The organism is Klebsiella ornithinolytica, from assembly GCF_030505655.1.
GTDB classification, from domain to species: domain Bacteria; phylum Pseudomonadota; class Gammaproteobacteria; order Enterobacterales; family Enterobacteriaceae; genus Klebsiella; species Klebsiella ornithinolytica.
The window spans coordinates 3,561,182-3,573,673 of the sequence record NZ_CP130153.1; the positions used below are offsets into that span (position 1 = coordinate 3,561,182).

The 12,492-nt window shown below is 59.9% G+C and carries 17 protein-coding genes; 13 read left to right on the forward strand and 4 right to left on the reverse strand.

The window, feature by feature from the left end:
* Positions 1 to 111 precede the first annotated feature (111 nt).
* The gene (locus tag Q1L34_RS17055) at positions 112 to 507 is read left to right on the forward strand and encodes a lysozyme inhibitor LprI family protein (protein ID WP_327204208.1); all 396 of its coding nucleotides are present in this window, start codon (positions 112 to 114) and stop codon (positions 505 to 507) included.
* Here Q1L34_RS17055 and rutR read toward each other — a convergent pair.
* Positions 504 to 1,142, reverse strand: coding sequence for an HTH-type transcriptional regulator RutR (gene rutR, locus Q1L34_RS17060; RefSeq protein ID WP_095096235.1), 639 nt, complete (start codon positions 1,140 to 1,142; stop codon positions 504 to 506). The genes Q1L34_RS17055 and rutR overlap by 4 nt on opposite strands.
* 285 nt (positions 1,143 to 1,427) lie before the next feature.
* On the opposite strand from rutR, the gene rutA reads away from it, so the two are divergent.
* Genes rutA through rutG form a run of 7 tightly spaced genes read left to right on the forward strand, consistent with a single transcriptional unit; the run spans position 1,428 to position 6,849 of the window.
* On the forward strand, positions 1,428 to 2,519 hold the full coding sequence (gene rutA, locus Q1L34_RS17065; protein WP_095098047.1) for a pyrimidine utilization protein A: 1,092 nt from the start codon (positions 1,428 to 1,430) through the stop codon (positions 2,517 to 2,519).
* On the forward strand, positions 2,519 to 3,229 hold the full coding sequence (rutB, locus tag Q1L34_RS17070) for a pyrimidine utilization protein B (RefSeq protein WP_327204209.1): 711 nt from the start codon (positions 2,519 to 2,521) through the stop codon (positions 3,227 to 3,229). Before rutA ends, rutB begins: the two co-directional genes overlap by 1 nt.
* A complete protein-coding gene (gene rutC / locus Q1L34_RS17075) occupies positions 3,222 to 3,617 on the forward strand; it encodes a pyrimidine utilization protein C (protein ID WP_095096230.1) in 396 nt (131 codons plus the stop codon). The genes rutB and rutC overlap by 8 nt, the downstream gene beginning before the upstream one ends.
* A complete protein-coding gene (rutD, locus tag Q1L34_RS17080; RefSeq protein WP_327204210.1) occupies positions 3,614 to 4,414 on the forward strand; it encodes a pyrimidine utilization protein D in 801 nt (266 codons plus the stop codon). The genes rutC and rutD overlap by 4 nt, the downstream gene beginning before the upstream one ends.
* Entirely contained in the window at positions 4,411 to 5,001 is a 591-nt protein-coding gene (locus Q1L34_RS17085; RefSeq protein ID WP_095096225.1) for a malonic semialdehyde reductase, read from the forward strand. Before rutD ends, Q1L34_RS17085 begins: the two co-directional genes overlap by 4 nt.
* Positions 5,002 to 5,010: 9 nt before the next feature.
* The gene (gene rutF, locus Q1L34_RS17090; protein ID WP_095096222.1) at positions 5,011 to 5,505 is read left to right on the forward strand and encodes an NADH-dependent FMN reductase RutF; all 495 of its coding nucleotides are present in this window, start codon (positions 5,011 to 5,013) and stop codon (positions 5,503 to 5,505) included.
* Positions 5,506 to 5,526: 21 nt separating this feature from the next.
* Entirely contained in the window at positions 5,527 to 6,849 is a 1,323-nt protein-coding gene (gene rutG / locus Q1L34_RS17095) for a pyrimidine utilization transport protein G (protein ID WP_004860414.1), read from the forward strand.
* A gap of 166 nt (positions 6,850 to 7,015) precedes the next feature.
* Here the strand turns inward: rutG and Q1L34_RS17100 are convergent, their stop codons facing one another.
* Positions 7,016 to 7,189, reverse strand: a complete 174-nt coding sequence (locus tag Q1L34_RS17100; RefSeq protein ID WP_004860412.1) for a con-10 family general stress protein — start codon at positions 7,187 to 7,189, stop codon at positions 7,016 to 7,018.
* A 382-nt stretch (positions 7,190 to 7,571) separates the two neighbouring features.
* On the opposite strand from Q1L34_RS17100, the gene wrbA reads away from it, so the two are divergent.
* Both wrbA and Q1L34_RS17110 read left to right on the forward strand, forming a co-directional pair.
* On the forward strand, positions 7,572 to 8,168 hold the full coding sequence (wrbA, locus tag Q1L34_RS17105; RefSeq protein WP_004860410.1) for an NAD(P)H:quinone oxidoreductase: 597 nt from the start codon (positions 7,572 to 7,574) through the stop codon (positions 8,166 to 8,168).
* 20 nt (positions 8,169 to 8,188) lie between these two features.
* On the forward strand, positions 8,189 to 8,416 hold the full coding sequence (locus tag Q1L34_RS17110; RefSeq protein WP_004860407.1) for a YccJ family protein: 228 nt from the start codon (positions 8,189 to 8,191) through the stop codon (positions 8,414 to 8,416).
* Positions 8,417 to 8,490: 74 nt separating this feature from the next.
* Here the strand turns inward: Q1L34_RS17110 and agp are convergent, their stop codons facing one another.
* On the reverse strand, positions 8,491 to 9,738 hold the full coding sequence (agp, locus tag Q1L34_RS17115) for a bifunctional glucose-1-phosphatase/inositol phosphatase (RefSeq protein WP_071359287.1): 1,248 nt from the start codon (positions 9,736 to 9,738) through the stop codon (positions 8,491 to 8,493).
* 156 nt (positions 9,739 to 9,894) lie between these two features.
* Here agp and Q1L34_RS17120 point away from each other — a divergent pair, with 156 nt between their 5' ends.
* The gene (locus Q1L34_RS17120) at positions 9,895 to 10,344 is read left to right on the forward strand and encodes a winged helix-turn-helix transcriptional regulator (RefSeq protein ID WP_004860404.1); all 450 of its coding nucleotides are present in this window, start codon (positions 9,895 to 9,897) and stop codon (positions 10,342 to 10,344) included.
* Between the two features lie 130 nt (positions 10,345 to 10,474).
* Positions 10,475 to 11,269 carry an SDR family NAD(P)-dependent oxidoreductase gene (locus Q1L34_RS17125; protein ID WP_048023077.1) on the forward strand — a complete coding sequence of 265 codons (795 nt, stop codon included), beginning with the start codon at positions 10,475 to 10,477 and terminating at the stop codon, positions 11,267 to 11,269.
* Here Q1L34_RS17125 and Q1L34_RS17130 read toward each other — a convergent pair.
* Positions 11,266 to 11,625 carry a winged helix-turn-helix transcriptional regulator gene (locus tag Q1L34_RS17130; RefSeq protein ID WP_004860400.1) on the reverse strand — a complete coding sequence of 120 codons (360 nt, stop codon included), beginning with the start codon at positions 11,623 to 11,625 and terminating at the stop codon, positions 11,266 to 11,268. The genes Q1L34_RS17125 and Q1L34_RS17130 overlap by 4 nt on opposite strands.
* A 100-nt stretch (positions 11,626 to 11,725) precedes the next feature.
* Here Q1L34_RS17130 and Q1L34_RS17135 point away from each other — a divergent pair, with 100 nt between their 5' ends.
* Positions 11,726 to 12,475 carry an SDR family oxidoreductase gene (locus Q1L34_RS17135; RefSeq protein ID WP_004860398.1) on the forward strand — a complete coding sequence of 250 codons (750 nt, stop codon included), beginning with the start codon at positions 11,726 to 11,728 and terminating at the stop codon, positions 12,473 to 12,475.
* Positions 12,476 to 12,492: the final 17 nt, after the last annotated feature.

Sequence of the window (12,492 nt, forward strand, 5' to 3'; positions counted from 1 at the left end):
GCAAAACCGTAGCCCGCCGCCGGGGGATCGCGGACCGGATGACAGCAGGCCAAAGCTGTGGTTAATTAAGGCTCCCGGACGGGGGCCTTTTTTATGTATGGGAGTGGAACAATGAAACGCACTTTACTCGCGCTTGCCACCCTGCTGGCAAGCGGGCAGGCGCTGGCGGATGAATGCGCTAACGCCAACAATCAAATGGAGATGAACCAGTGCACGGCGGCGCAGTATCAGGCGGCCGATGGCAAGCTCAACCAGACCTACCAGCAGGCGCTGAAGCGCGCCTCAGCCAGCCAGCAGGCGCTGCTGAAGAAATCCCAGCTGGCGTGGATCGCGCTGCGCGATGCCGACTGCGCGTTTTTGGCCTCCGGAGCCGAAGGCGGCACCATCCAGCCGACGCTCGTCAACCAGTGCATGGCGGACAAAACCGTGGAGCGCGAATCGTACCTCTCTTCGCTGCTGCAGTGCGAAGATGGCGATCAGAGCTGCCCGCTGCCGCCGGCCAACTAGCGCACCCGGATCCCTTCAACGATCATCCGCTGAACGTTTTCCACGGTTTGCTGAAAGAACGCTTCATCACGTAGCGTTGCGCCGGTCACCGCCTCAATCTGGGTGGCAAAATCGGCGTAATGCTGCGTGGTGGCCCAGATCATAAAGATCAGGTGCTGGGGATCGACCGGCGCCAGCTTGCCGCTTTCGACCCAGCCGGAAACGATCGCCGACTTTTCATCTACCAGCGCTTTCAGATCGCCGGTCAGCTCCCCCATCAGCAGCGGCGCGCCCTGCAGCATCTCCAGGCAGAACAGTTTGGACGCCTGCGGATGGTCGCGGGAGACTTCCAGCTTCAGGCGGATGTACTCGCGGATCGCCACCAGCGGGCTGATATCTTCGCGAAAGGCCTTCAGCGGCGCCAGCCAGATGGTGAGGATCTGCTGCAAAACGGCAACGTACAGCGCCTCTTTCGACGGGTAGTAGTAAAGCAAATTGGTTTTCGATACCCCGGACAGCTCCGCAACCTGCTCAAGCCGCGTGCCGTGAATGCCAAATTGCGAAAACGCGTCCAGCGCGGCGGCGAGGATAGCCTCTTTTTTTGCGCTCACCGCCAGCGAACGCTTGCCGTTTTTTTTCTCGGCGCCCTGTGCCATTCGTTATCTCCTTCTTTCACCGCCATCAGCATAGCAAAAGCCCATCGCCGACACGACCTTCTGCACCCCAATTGCGCATGACTGCCGTTTTTTCGTGCACTGATTTTGACCATTTAGTCTACTTTTCTCGACATCATATCCGGCAACCATTAAGCAACACATTAATAACATTGGCTTTTGTAAAACTGGCATCACCTTTGCTTTAGCCTGTTAGCGAGGTGGCTCAGGGAGATGCAGGATGCAGCGCCGCACGCCTTCTTGTTTAACGACCGCATTGAGGTGCATATGAAAATTGGTGTCTTCGTTCCGATTGGCAATAACGGCTGGCTGATTTCCACCCATGCCCCGCAGTACATGCCGACGTTTGAGCTGAATAAAGCGATTGTGCAGAAAGCCGAGCATTACAACTTTGACTTCGCGCTGTCGATGATCAAGCTGCGCGGTTTTGGCGGCAAAACCGAATTCTGGGATCACAATCTCGAATCCTTCACCCTGATGGCGGGTCTGGCGGCGGTGACTTCGCGGATCCAAATCTACGCCACCGCCGCCACCCTGACCCTGCCTCCGGCCATCGTCGCCCGGATGGCCTCCACCATTGACTCGATTTCCGGCGGCCGCTTCGGCGTCAACCTGGTTACCGGCTGGCAAAAACCAGAATACGAGCAGATGGGGATCTGGCCTGGGGATGACTATTTCGCCAGCCGCTACGACTATCTCAGCGAATATGTCCAGGTGCTGCGCGACCTGTGGGGCACCGGGCAGAGCGACTTTAAGGGCGACTACTTCACGATGAACGACTGCCGCGTCAGCCCGCAGCCGTCGCAGCCGATGAAGGTTATCTGCGCCGGGCAAAGCGATGCCGGTATGGCCTTCTCCGCCCAGTACGCCGACTACAACTTCTGCTTCGGCAAAGGGGTCAACACTCCGGCCGCCTTCGCCCCGACCGCCGCGCGCATGATGCAGGCGGCGGAAAAAACCGGCCGCGACGTCGGCTCGTACGTGCTGTTTATGGTTATCGCCGACGAAACGGATGAAGCCGCGCGCGCGAAATGGGAGCACTACAAAGCCGGCGCCGACGAAGACGCGCTGGCGTGGCTGACCGAGCAGAGCCAGAAGGATACCCGCTCCGGTAGCGATACCAACGTCCGCCAGATGGCCGACCCCACCTCAGCGGTCAATATCAACATGGGCACTCTCGTCGGCTCTTATGCCAGCGTCGCCCGCATGCTCGATGAAGTCGCCGCGGTCCCCGGCACCGACGGCGTGCTGCTGACCTTTGATGATTTCCTCTCCGGAATTGACGCCTTCGGCGAGCGCATTCAGCCGCTGATGCGCTGCCGCGACCATATTGCCACCGCTACTCGCGAGGTTGCCTGATGATTACCCTTCCCGCTCGCCCGGAATCCTTGACCTTCGCGGCGCAAAACAGCGCGCTGATCGTGGTTGATATGCAAAACGCCTATGCAAGCCAGGGCGGCTATCTCGATCTGGCCGGTTTTGACGTCTCCGCCACCCGGCCGGTTATCGACAACATCAACACCGCCGTCGCCGCCGCCCGCGCCGCCGGGATGCTGATTATCTGGTTTCAGAACGGCTGGGACGACCAGTACATGGAGGCCGGCGGCCCCGGCTCGCCCAATTACCATAAATCCAACGCCCTGAAGACCATGCGCAGCCGTCCTGAGCTGCAGGGCAAGCTGCTGGCTAAAGGCGGCTGGGACTACCAGCTGGTCGATGAGCTTAAGCCGCAGCCGGGCGACGTGGTGCTGCCGAAACCGCGCTACAGCGGCTTCTACAACACCCAGCTGGACAGCATTTTGCGCAGCCGCGGCGTTCGCCACCTGGTGTTCACCGGCATCGCCACCAACGTCTGCGTGGAGTCCACCCTGCGCGACGGCTTCTTCCTCGAATATTTCGGCATCGTGCTGGAAGACGCTACCCATCAGGCCGGACCGGCCTTCGCTCAGCAGGCGGCGTTGTTCAATATTGAGACCTTCTTTGGCTGGGTCAGCGACGTCGCCAGCTTCTGCGATGCCCTGCAGCCCGCCAGCCCAATCCCGTTCCCGGAGGAGAAACGTTATGCCTAAACAGGTCATTATTCCACCCGGCACCACCACGCCGATCGCCCCTTTCGTACCCGGCACGCTGGCCGATGGCGTAGTGTACGTCTCCGGTACGCTGCCGTTCGATAAGCAAAACAACGTGGTCCACATCGGCGACCCAAAGGCGCAAACCCGTCACGTTCTGGAGACCATCCGCAGCGTTATCGAAACGGCGGGGGGCAGTATGGAGGATGTGACCTTCAACAGCATTTTTATCACCGACTGGAAAAACTACGCCGCGATTAACGAAGTCTACGCCGAGTTTTTCCCCGGCGATAAGCCGGCGCGGTTCTGCATTCAATGCGGTTTGGTGAAGCCCGAGGCCCTGGTCGAGATCGCCACGGTGGCGCATATCGGGAAACCTGCGCCATGAAGCTGAATATCGCCCCTGCGCCTTACGAGGGCGCCCCGGTTGTGGTGCTGAGCGCCGGGCTGGGCGGCGCGGGCAGCTACTGGACCGCGCAGCGCGCGCCGCTGGCAGCGCGATACCAGCTGGTGACCTATGACCAGAACGGCACCGGCGAAAACGCCGGCCCGCTGCCCGCCGCCTACAGCATGACGACTATGGCCCAGGAGCTGTGGCAGGCGCTGGAGAAGGCCGGAATTACGCGCTTCGCGCTGGTGGGCCATGCGCTGGGAGGATTGATCGGCCTGCAGCTGGCGCTGGACAAACCCCGGGCGGTCAGCGCGCTGGTGCTGGTCAACGCCTGGCTGACGCTATCGACCCACACCCGCCGCTGCTTCCAGGTGCGCGAGCGCCTGCTGCATACCGGCGGCGCCCAGGCGTGGGTGGAAGCGCAGCCGCTGTTCCTCTATCCGGCGGAGTGGATGGCCGCGCGCGCGCCGCGGCTGGAGGCGGAGGATGCCCTCGCGCTCAGCCATTTTCAGGGTAAGGACAATCTGCTGAAGCGGCTACAGGCGCTGAAGCAGGCTGACTTCTCCCGGCAGGCCGCGGCGGTGACCTGTCCGACCCTGATGATCAGCGCCCGTGACGATCTGCTGGTGCCCGCCTCCTGCTCGCGCTCGCTGCAGGCCGCAATCCCCGGCAGTCAGCTGGTGGAGATGGCCTGGGGAGGCCATGCTTGTAACGTCACCGATACCGAGACCTTCAACCCCATTTTATGCGACGGGCTTGCCGCGATGCTGCCCGCCGGCCAGGAGAGTTTATGAGTGAGAGTATTAGCCAAAGCGCGTGCGAAACGCTGTTCAGCCACGCCAGGACCCACAGCGGCTGGCTGGATAAGCCGGTAGCCGACAGCCTGCTGGAGGAAATTTACGCGCTGATGAAAATGGGCCCGACCTCGGCCAACTGCTCTCCGGCGCGGATCGTTTTTGTCCGCACCCCGGAGGGCAAAGAGAAGCTGCGCCCGACGCTCTCCAGCGGCAACGTGGAAAAAACCCTCCGCGCGCCGGTCACCGCCATCGTGGCGTGGGACAGCGCCTTTTACGATCGCCTGCCGGAGCTGTTTCCCCACGGCGACGCCCGCAGCTGGTTTACCTCCAGCCCCCAGCTCGCCGAGGAGACCGCGTTCCGCAACAGCTCGCTGCAGGCGGCCTATCTGATTTTCGCCTGCCGCGCGCTCGGTCTGGATACCGGGCCGATGTCGGGATTCGATCGGGAAAAGGTCGATGCGGCGTTCTTTGCCGACAGCGGATGGAAGAGCAACCTGTTGATTAACATCGGCTATGGCGATGAAACAAAGCTCTACGATCGCCTGCCGCGCCTCTCCTTTGACGATGCCTGCCGGCTGGCATAAGGAGCCTCCATGCTTATAGCGGATAAACAAAGCTTTCGCGACGCCATGGCCCAGGTCGGCGCCGCGGTGAACATTATTACCACCGACGGCCCGGCGGGCCGGGCCGGATTTACCGCCAGCGCGGTGTGCAGCGTGACCGACGAGCCGCCGACGCTGCTGGTTTGCCTGAACCGCTCCGCCTCGGTCTGGCCGACCTTTAGCCAGCATCAGACGCTGTGCGTCAACACGCTGGCGGCGGGACAGGAGCCGTTATCCAATCTGTTTGGCGGTAAAACGCCGATGGCGGAGCGCTTCGCCGCCGCCGAATGGCAGCCCGGCGTCACCGGCTGCCCGCGCCTGAACGATGCCCTGGCGAGCTTCGACTGCCGCATCAGCCAGGTCGTCAGCGTCGGCAGCCACGACATTCTGTTCTGCGAGGTCGCCGCCATCGTTAAGCATCCGCAGCCGCGCGGGCTGATGTGGTTCGACCGCGGCTATCACACGCTTATGCGCCCAGCCTGTTAACCTTGAACCCGGGATATCATCATGGCACTTTTCGATTTTCCTCGCTGGCAGTTGACCTCCCCTTCCGCCGCGTCCGGCGTGGTGGCCCCCGATGAACGCCTCTCCGTCGGACAAACGATGGTCATGGGCGTCCAGCACGCGGTCGCCATGTTTGGCGCCACGGTGCTGATGCCCATCCTGATGGGGCTGGATCCCAACCTGGCGATTTTATTGTCCGGTATCGGCACGCTACTGTTTTTCCTCGTGACCGGCGGCCGGGTGCCAAGCTATCTGGGCTCCAGCGCCGCCTTCATCGGCGTGGTTATCGCCGTCACCGGCTTTAATGGGCAGGGACTCAATCCGCACCTTAGCGTTGCCCTCGGGGGGATTATCGCCTGCGGCCTGGTCTACACCCTGATTGGCGTCGTGGTGATGAAAATCGGTACCCGCTGGATTGAACGACTGATGCCGCCGGTAGTGACCGGCGCGGTGGTAATGGCCATTGGGCTCAATCTCGCCCCTATCGCCGTGCACAGCGTCTCCGCCTCCGCCTTCGATGGCTGGATGGCGGTGCTGACCGTACTCTGTATTGGACTGGTGGCGGTTTTTACCCGCGGGATGATCCAGCGGCTGCTGATTCTCGTTGGCCTGATCGTCGCCTGCGGGCTGTACGCGCTGCTGGCGAATATCTTCGGGCTGGGTAAACCGCTCGACTTTACCTTACTCCACCAGGCGGCGTGGTTCGGGCTGCCGCACTTTACCGCCCCGACCTTTGACGGCCAGGCAATGATGCTGATAGCCCCGGTGGCGGTGATTCTGGTGGCGGAAAACCTGGGGCATCTGAAAGCGGTCGCCGGAATGACCGGACGCAATATGGATCCTTATATGGGACGGGCGTTCGTCGGTGACGGGCTGGCGACGATGCTCTCCGGCGCGGTTGGCGGCAGCGGCGTGACCACCTATGCCGAAAATATCGGCGTGATGGCGGTGACCAAAGTCTATTCCACCCTGGTGTTCGTAGCCGCCGCGCTGATTGCCATTTTACTCGGCTTTTCACCGAAGTTTGGCGCGTTAATCCACACCATTCCCGGGCCGGTTATCGGCGGCGCGTCGATCGTGGTGTTTGGCTTGATTGCGGTCGCCGGCGCCCGTATCTGGGTGCAGAATCGGGTTGATCTGAGTCAGAACAGCAATCTGATCATGGTGGCGGTCACGCTGGTGCTCGGTGCCGGCGATTTTGCCCTGTCGCTGGGCGGGTTTACCCTTGGCGGGATCGGAACGGCCACCTTCGGCGCCATTTTACTTCACGCGCTGCTTAACCGCCGCGCACGTGAAGCAGAACAGCCCGGCGTCACCCCCGTTTAAATCGCAGCGCTTACGGGCGGCGAAGAGGGTGTCGCCCCACCCTCTATGCGCTGCCAGCAGGCTCTCGCGATGGGCAATAAAAACCGCCGGCGAATGCCGGCGGCGAGGAGAATGTGGCTGGCGCCGAGGAGAGGATAGCCACATCGAACACAGTCAGCCGCGCCGATCAGCTATGACGATTGCCGTGACTGTTTTTCCCCCCTTTTTTGCCTGCTTCCGAGGCGCGCTGGGGATCGTTTTTGAAGTTCCCCCCGCTATGCTGGCCACCCTTACGACCTGCTTCTGATGCTCTTTCACGATCCTCAGCAAAATTGCCGGAACCGCCACGATGGTTTGCCATCACTGACCTCCACTTGGTTAGACATCATCTTGCATTGCGTACAATACGAGGCCGCGACTCAGCGGCATATGGCATGGCCATTTTTCGTATTGCGTGCTGTTAAGCGTAGTGAATGAAACTCATTCGCCAGGTAAAAAGTAACATTCTGTAATAATTTGACGCCCGCAACGGATTTACCGCCGTCCGCGCCGCGCTAAGCGTCTCTTATGGCTGATGAAAAGCGGGCGGATAAAGATGTTTCTTTTTGCGACAAACGCGTTCTTTGCAATTTTGTTATAAATCAAATAAATGATTGTTAGATTTGCACTCTTAGCCAGAGGCCTTATCTTTAAAGGTAGCCAGTCGTTTGGCTGGTCTCAAACGCAACCGAGGAGTGATGCAAATGGCTAAAATTCTGGTGCTTTATTATTCAATGTATGGACACATCGAAACCATGGCTCATGCCGTCGCCGAAGGGGCGAACAAAGTAGACGGCGTTGAGGTGGTCGTGAAGCGCGTGCCGGAAACTATGCAAGCTGAGGCGTTCGCCAAAGCAGGCGGGAAAACGCAAAATGCGCCCGTCGCCACGCCGCAGGAACTGGCAGAGTATGATGCTATCATCTTTGGTACCCCCACCCGCTTCGGCAATATGTCCGGGCAAATGCGCACCTTCCTCGATCAGACCGGCGGCCTGTGGGCATCGGGCGCACTGTACGGCAAACTGGCCAGCGTCTTTAGCTCTACCGGTACCGGCGGCGGACAAGAGCAGACCATTACCTCTACCTGGACAACGCTTGCCCACCATGGGATGGTGATTGTCCCTATCGGCTACGGTGCCCAGGAGCTTTTTGATGTGTCGGCGGTGCGCGGCGGCACACCGTATGGCGCAACCACTATCGCCGGCGGCGATGGTTCCCGTCAGCCAAGTCAGGAAGAGCTGGCGATCGCCCGCTATCAGGGTGAACATGTCGCAGGACTGGCAGTTAAACTACACGGCTAACCTTCAGCAGGAGGATTTGCATGCCAACTCAAGAAGCGAAAGCCCACCACGTGGGTGAATGGGCAAGTTTACGAAATACCTCTTTAGAGATCGCCGAAGCGATTTTTGAATTAGCCAAATACGATGAGAAGTTAGCAGAAAAAATCTGGGAAGAAGGCAGCGATGAAGTGCTCTCTTTGGCCTTCGCGAAAACGGATAAAGACGCCCTTTTCTGGGGTGAGCAAACCATCGAGCGCAAAAACGTATAACCCGAAGCGCCCGGCGCACGATCGGGCCAACAAAACAAAACCCGGACCGACCAGCCATGGCCGGTCCGTTTTTTCTATTTCGCCGCGTCGTTCATCACCTGCTTAAAGGTCTCCATCGGACAGAAGCCGTTGGCATCTACCGGGCAGCCGTTCAGCGCCAGGGTCACGCGCTGCGGCGGGGATTGCAGGGTTAAGGTTTCGGTATTGCGCAGCTGCGCCGTGCTTTGATACACATACTCGATTTTCATCAGCTCGCGGTTAGCGCCGCTATCATGCCAGCGCTGGAAAACGATCTTCCCGCCGATCGGGGTGCGTTCATACTGGTCATGCAGCTGATAAGGTCTGAAGTCTAATGCCGTCAGCAGTGAGGCAATATTGGAATCGTGCCCCACCAGCAGCGTCACTTTCGCCGCCTGAGCGGGATCGCTGACCAGCGCTTTATCGATATATTTCACCAGCGGTTTAGCCACGTTGCGCGCCACTTCCGCCGAGGTGAACAGGCTATCCTGATAGCCGTTTTTCAGCTTCGATAACACCTGCCACTGTTTGTCGGTTTTTATCTCACCCCACGCCACCTGATCCAGCGGATACCCTTCGTAATACTGCAGCGTGAAGGCATCAACCAGCGAATTACCCACCTTTAACGGCCCGGAAACACCCGGTTCCTGCTGATATTTTGCGCTGAAGGTATCTTTGCCGTCGCTCAGCGAGCACTGCTGCTTCTCTTTACAGGAGGGTGAATTTTGATAGTCCGTCATCACTTCGAGTAGCTTGTAGCTGTCGGCCAGCTGCATTGTCTGCCGCTCTTTTTCCATCGCCTGTACGGCTTTTTCGCTAAAGGCGGCAGAATCGTCGGTAATCACCGGGTTAAACGTCGGGTCCATGGTGCCCATTTGCGGCTGGTGATGAACCGTGACTCCACAGCCGGGGAAGGCGCCGGTTATAAAGAACTGCGCGGTCGCCACGGTACGTTGCAGACTGTTGGCGTAAGCGTAAACGGTATTCTCCGGCGGACACTCACCGCGGGTGACCAGCCCCTGCTGCGCCAGCCATTCACGCATATAGTGCCCCATATAGACCTCAAGCACTCCGCCCTTCGTGGTCAGCTGACCGCCGGGCACATCCCACTCCGGCCATGATTTCGGCGTTGACTGCTCCAGCACGCTGCCGTTGTTGGCCAGCGGCGCGCGCAGGTTGTGGCGACTCATGATCAACACCTGCTGTAGCTGATAGCCCTGCGGTGTCGTCTGTTCCTCAGCCTGGGCAGCCGTCGATAACAATACGGCGCCGGCCACGACGCTGGCGAGTAGACTCTTTTGCATCCCTTAATCCTCAGTCAGTGATTATCATCGCTTACATTGTGACAAATTGATGACATTTTTCCGCACGACGGCTCGCAAACTGACGCAACGGGAGAAACTTTTCTCAGCCCGGGGAAATAGTTTTATAATAAAACAACTGAAGCCACAGGAGCTCTCGTGAAACGTACCCGTCTGGAAAACAGCAGTTGCCCTATTGCCCGCTCACTTGACGTCATTGGCGACTGGTGGTCGCTACTCATTGTCCGCGATGCCCTGGGGGGGACCCGGCGCTTCAGCGAATTTCAAAAGCACCTTGGCATTGCTAAGAACATGCTCGCCGGGCGGCTAAAAATGCTGGTGGATGAAGGTATTCTCACGATGCAGCCCGCTTCAGACGGTAGCGCATGGCAGGAGTACGTGCTTACCGAAAAGGGGCGTGGGCTGCAAACTGTGCTGGTGGCGCTGGCGCAATGGGCCGACGAGTATCTGTTGACGCCCGACGAACCCGCCACCGTATTGATTGATAATCTCACGCGCCAGCCGCTGCGCAAACTGGTGCTGCAGGCCGCCGATGGCCGGACGCTCCGACCCGATGACATCACCACCAGACTACCTGTAACAGACTGATTTTAATTATTATTCTGTTTTAATCATTTCTCATAATAAAATAATCCTTACATATTGGTTGCATTATTAAACCATTTAACTCATGCTGAATTTGGTTTAATAATGCAACTATATTACTTGAGGTAACGCCATGACGACCCCTTCCCAAACCGCGTTAATTACCGGCGCATCTTCCGGCATCGGCGCCCTGTATGCCGAACGTCTCGCCGCGCGCGGCTATCACCTGATTCTGGTCGCACGCCGTGAAGAACGTTTGCAGGCCCTCGCCGAGGAGCTGCAACGCCAGTATGGTATTCGGGCCGACGTGCTAAAGGCAGACCTGAGCGAAGAAAGCGGTATCCGCGCCGTTGAAGCGCGCCTGCAGTCGGATCCGACGATTGCGCTGGTGATTAACAACGCCGGCACGGCGAAAATGGGAGGATTGCTGAGCGCGGATGTGCGCGAGCATCAGATGATTCATACCCTGAATACCACCGCTCTGCTGCGCCTGAGCTATGCTGCGTTGGCTGCCTTCAGCCCCCGAGGTCAGGGGACGCTGATCAATATCGCCTCAATCCTTGCGCTGCATGCGCTACCGGGCAGCGCCGTCTACAGCGCCAGCAAAGCGTGGGTGCTGAGCTTTACCCGCGCGCTTCAGGAAGAGTTTGCCGACAGCGGTGTGCGTATTCAGGCGGTGCTTCCGGCGGCAACCGCGACGGATCTGTGGCCCACCTCCGGCGTCGCTCTTGACGCCCTGCCGGCAGGATCGGTGATGACGACGGAAGATCTGGTGGACGCGGCGCTGAGCGGCCTCGATCAGGGCGAGAATATCACCCTGCCGCCGGTTCACGATCTGGCGCTGTGGACCCATTTCGACCAGGCGAGACTCGCGCTGTTCGGCAGTGCACGCACCGGCCAACCGGCGCCGCGCTATCGCCGGGCTTAACGTTTGAGCAGGTGGCCGTGCTGACTCATCCACTCCGCCAGCGGCTGAAGCGCACTGCGCATCGACAGCCCCAGGGCAGTTATCTGATATTCAACGCGGGGGGGGATTTCGGGATAGACGCAGCGCGACACCAGCCCGCGCTGCTCGAACAGCCGCAGCTGGCGGGTCAGCTCTTTTTGCGTAATCGGCGCCGCCGCGCGCAGCAGCTCGCCGAAGCGCACCGGCGCATTAAGGACAATCAGCCGGTAGAGAATCGGGATCGCCCACTTCCCGGCAATCAGATTCACAAAATCGGTCATCGGGCACGCATGCTGCACAAAATTATTTTCCCCGACGCGCGCCGCTCTCTTCGCCATAGCACACCTTTCGCCTCATTAGTATCCAATTGGTACCTGGTATCCTTTGGATACTAAAGCTTTTATAGTCCCTTTTCCAGAGCACAGTCAGGAGAAGATAATGGGACGTTTAGCAGGAAAATATGCGCTGATCACCGGCGGCACCAGCGGGATTGGTCTCGCGACGGCGCAGACGTTTATCGCCGAAGGGGCGCAGGTGGCGGTGACCGGGCGTAATCCGCTCGCCCTTGAGCAGGCGCAGGCGCTATTGGGTGACAATGGCTGGGTCATCGCCGCCGATTCCGGCGACGCCGCCGGGCAGCGCCAGCTGGCCGCAACCCTCGCCGACCGCTGGCCGCAGCTGGATGTGGTGTTCGTCAACGCCGGTGATGTCACCCACGCCCCCTTCGGCGACTGGCGCGAAGCGGAGTGGGATCGATTGATGAATATCAACCTGAAAGGGCCGTTCTTCTTGCTGCAGGCGCTGCTGCCGCTGCTCGCCAACCCGGCGTCGGTCATTCTTTGCGGATCGGTCAGCGCCCACATCGGCCTGCCCACCAGCAGCGCCTATGCCGCCAGTAAAGCCGGGCTGCTGTCGCTGGCGCGCACCCTGTCGGCGGAGCTGCTGCCGCGCGGGATCCGGGTGAATGGCCTGAGTCCGGGACCGGTGCGCACCCCGGCGCTGGATAAGCTGGGCCTCAGCGCCCAGGCCTTGAGCGACCTGCAGGAGGAGATCAAAAACCTGGTGCCGCTGGGACGGATGGGCACGCCGCAGGAACTGGCCAACGCCGCTCTGTATCTGGCATCGGATGAGTCCAGCTACGTCCTCGGCAGCGAACTGCGGGTGGATGGCGGCACGGGAAATCTCTGACCCGGCGGCGGCGGGGG

Bases quoted from the DNA above. Each gene is read 5' to 3' on its own strand.
- Q1L34_RS17055 (WP_327204208.1), top strand. From the start codon at position 112: ATGAAACGCACTTTACTCGCGCTTGCCACCCTGCTGGCAAGCGGGCAG.
- rutR (WP_095096235.1), bottom strand. From the start codon at position 1,142: ATGGCACAGGGCGCCGAGAAAAAAAACGGCAAGCGTTCGCTGGCGGTG.
- rutA (WP_095098047.1), top strand. From the start codon at position 1,428: ATGAAAATTGGTGTCTTCGTTCCGATTGGCAATAACGGCTGGCTGATT.
- rutB (WP_327204209.1), top strand. From the start codon at position 2,519: ATGATTACCCTTCCCGCTCGCCCGGAATCCTTGACCTTCGCGGCGCAA.
- rutC (WP_095096230.1), top strand. From the start codon at position 3,222: ATGCCTAAACAGGTCATTATTCCACCCGGCACCACCACGCCGATCGCC.
- rutD (WP_327204210.1), top strand. From the start codon at position 3,614: ATGAAGCTGAATATCGCCCCTGCGCCTTACGAGGGCGCCCCGGTTGTG.
- Q1L34_RS17085 (WP_095096225.1), top strand. From the start codon at position 4,411: ATGAGTGAGAGTATTAGCCAAAGCGCGTGCGAAACGCTGTTCAGCCAC.
- rutF (WP_095096222.1), top strand. From the start codon at position 5,011: ATGCTTATAGCGGATAAACAAAGCTTTCGCGACGCCATGGCCCAGGTC.
- rutG (WP_004860414.1), top strand. From the start codon at position 5,527: ATGGCACTTTTCGATTTTCCTCGCTGGCAGTTGACCTCCCCTTCCGCC.
- Q1L34_RS17100 (WP_004860412.1), bottom strand. From the start codon at position 7,189: ATGGCAAACCATCGTGGCGGTTCCGGCAATTTTGCTGAGGATCGTGAA.
- wrbA (WP_004860410.1), top strand. From the start codon at position 7,572: ATGGCTAAAATTCTGGTGCTTTATTATTCAATGTATGGACACATCGAA.
- Q1L34_RS17110 (WP_004860407.1), top strand. From the start codon at position 8,189: ATGCCAACTCAAGAAGCGAAAGCCCACCACGTGGGTGAATGGGCAAGT.
- agp (WP_071359287.1), bottom strand. From the start codon at position 9,738: ATGCAAAAGAGTCTACTCGCCAGCGTCGTGGCCGGCGCCGTATTGTTA.
- Q1L34_RS17125 (WP_048023077.1), top strand. From the start codon at position 10,475: ATGACGACCCCTTCCCAAACCGCGTTAATTACCGGCGCATCTTCCGGC.
- Q1L34_RS17130 (WP_004860400.1), bottom strand. From the start codon at position 11,625: ATGGCGAAGAGAGCGGCGCGCGTCGGGGAAAATAATTTTGTGCAGCAT.
- Q1L34_RS17135 (WP_004860398.1), top strand. From the start codon at position 11,726: ATGGGACGTTTAGCAGGAAAATATGCGCTGATCACCGGCGGCACCAGC.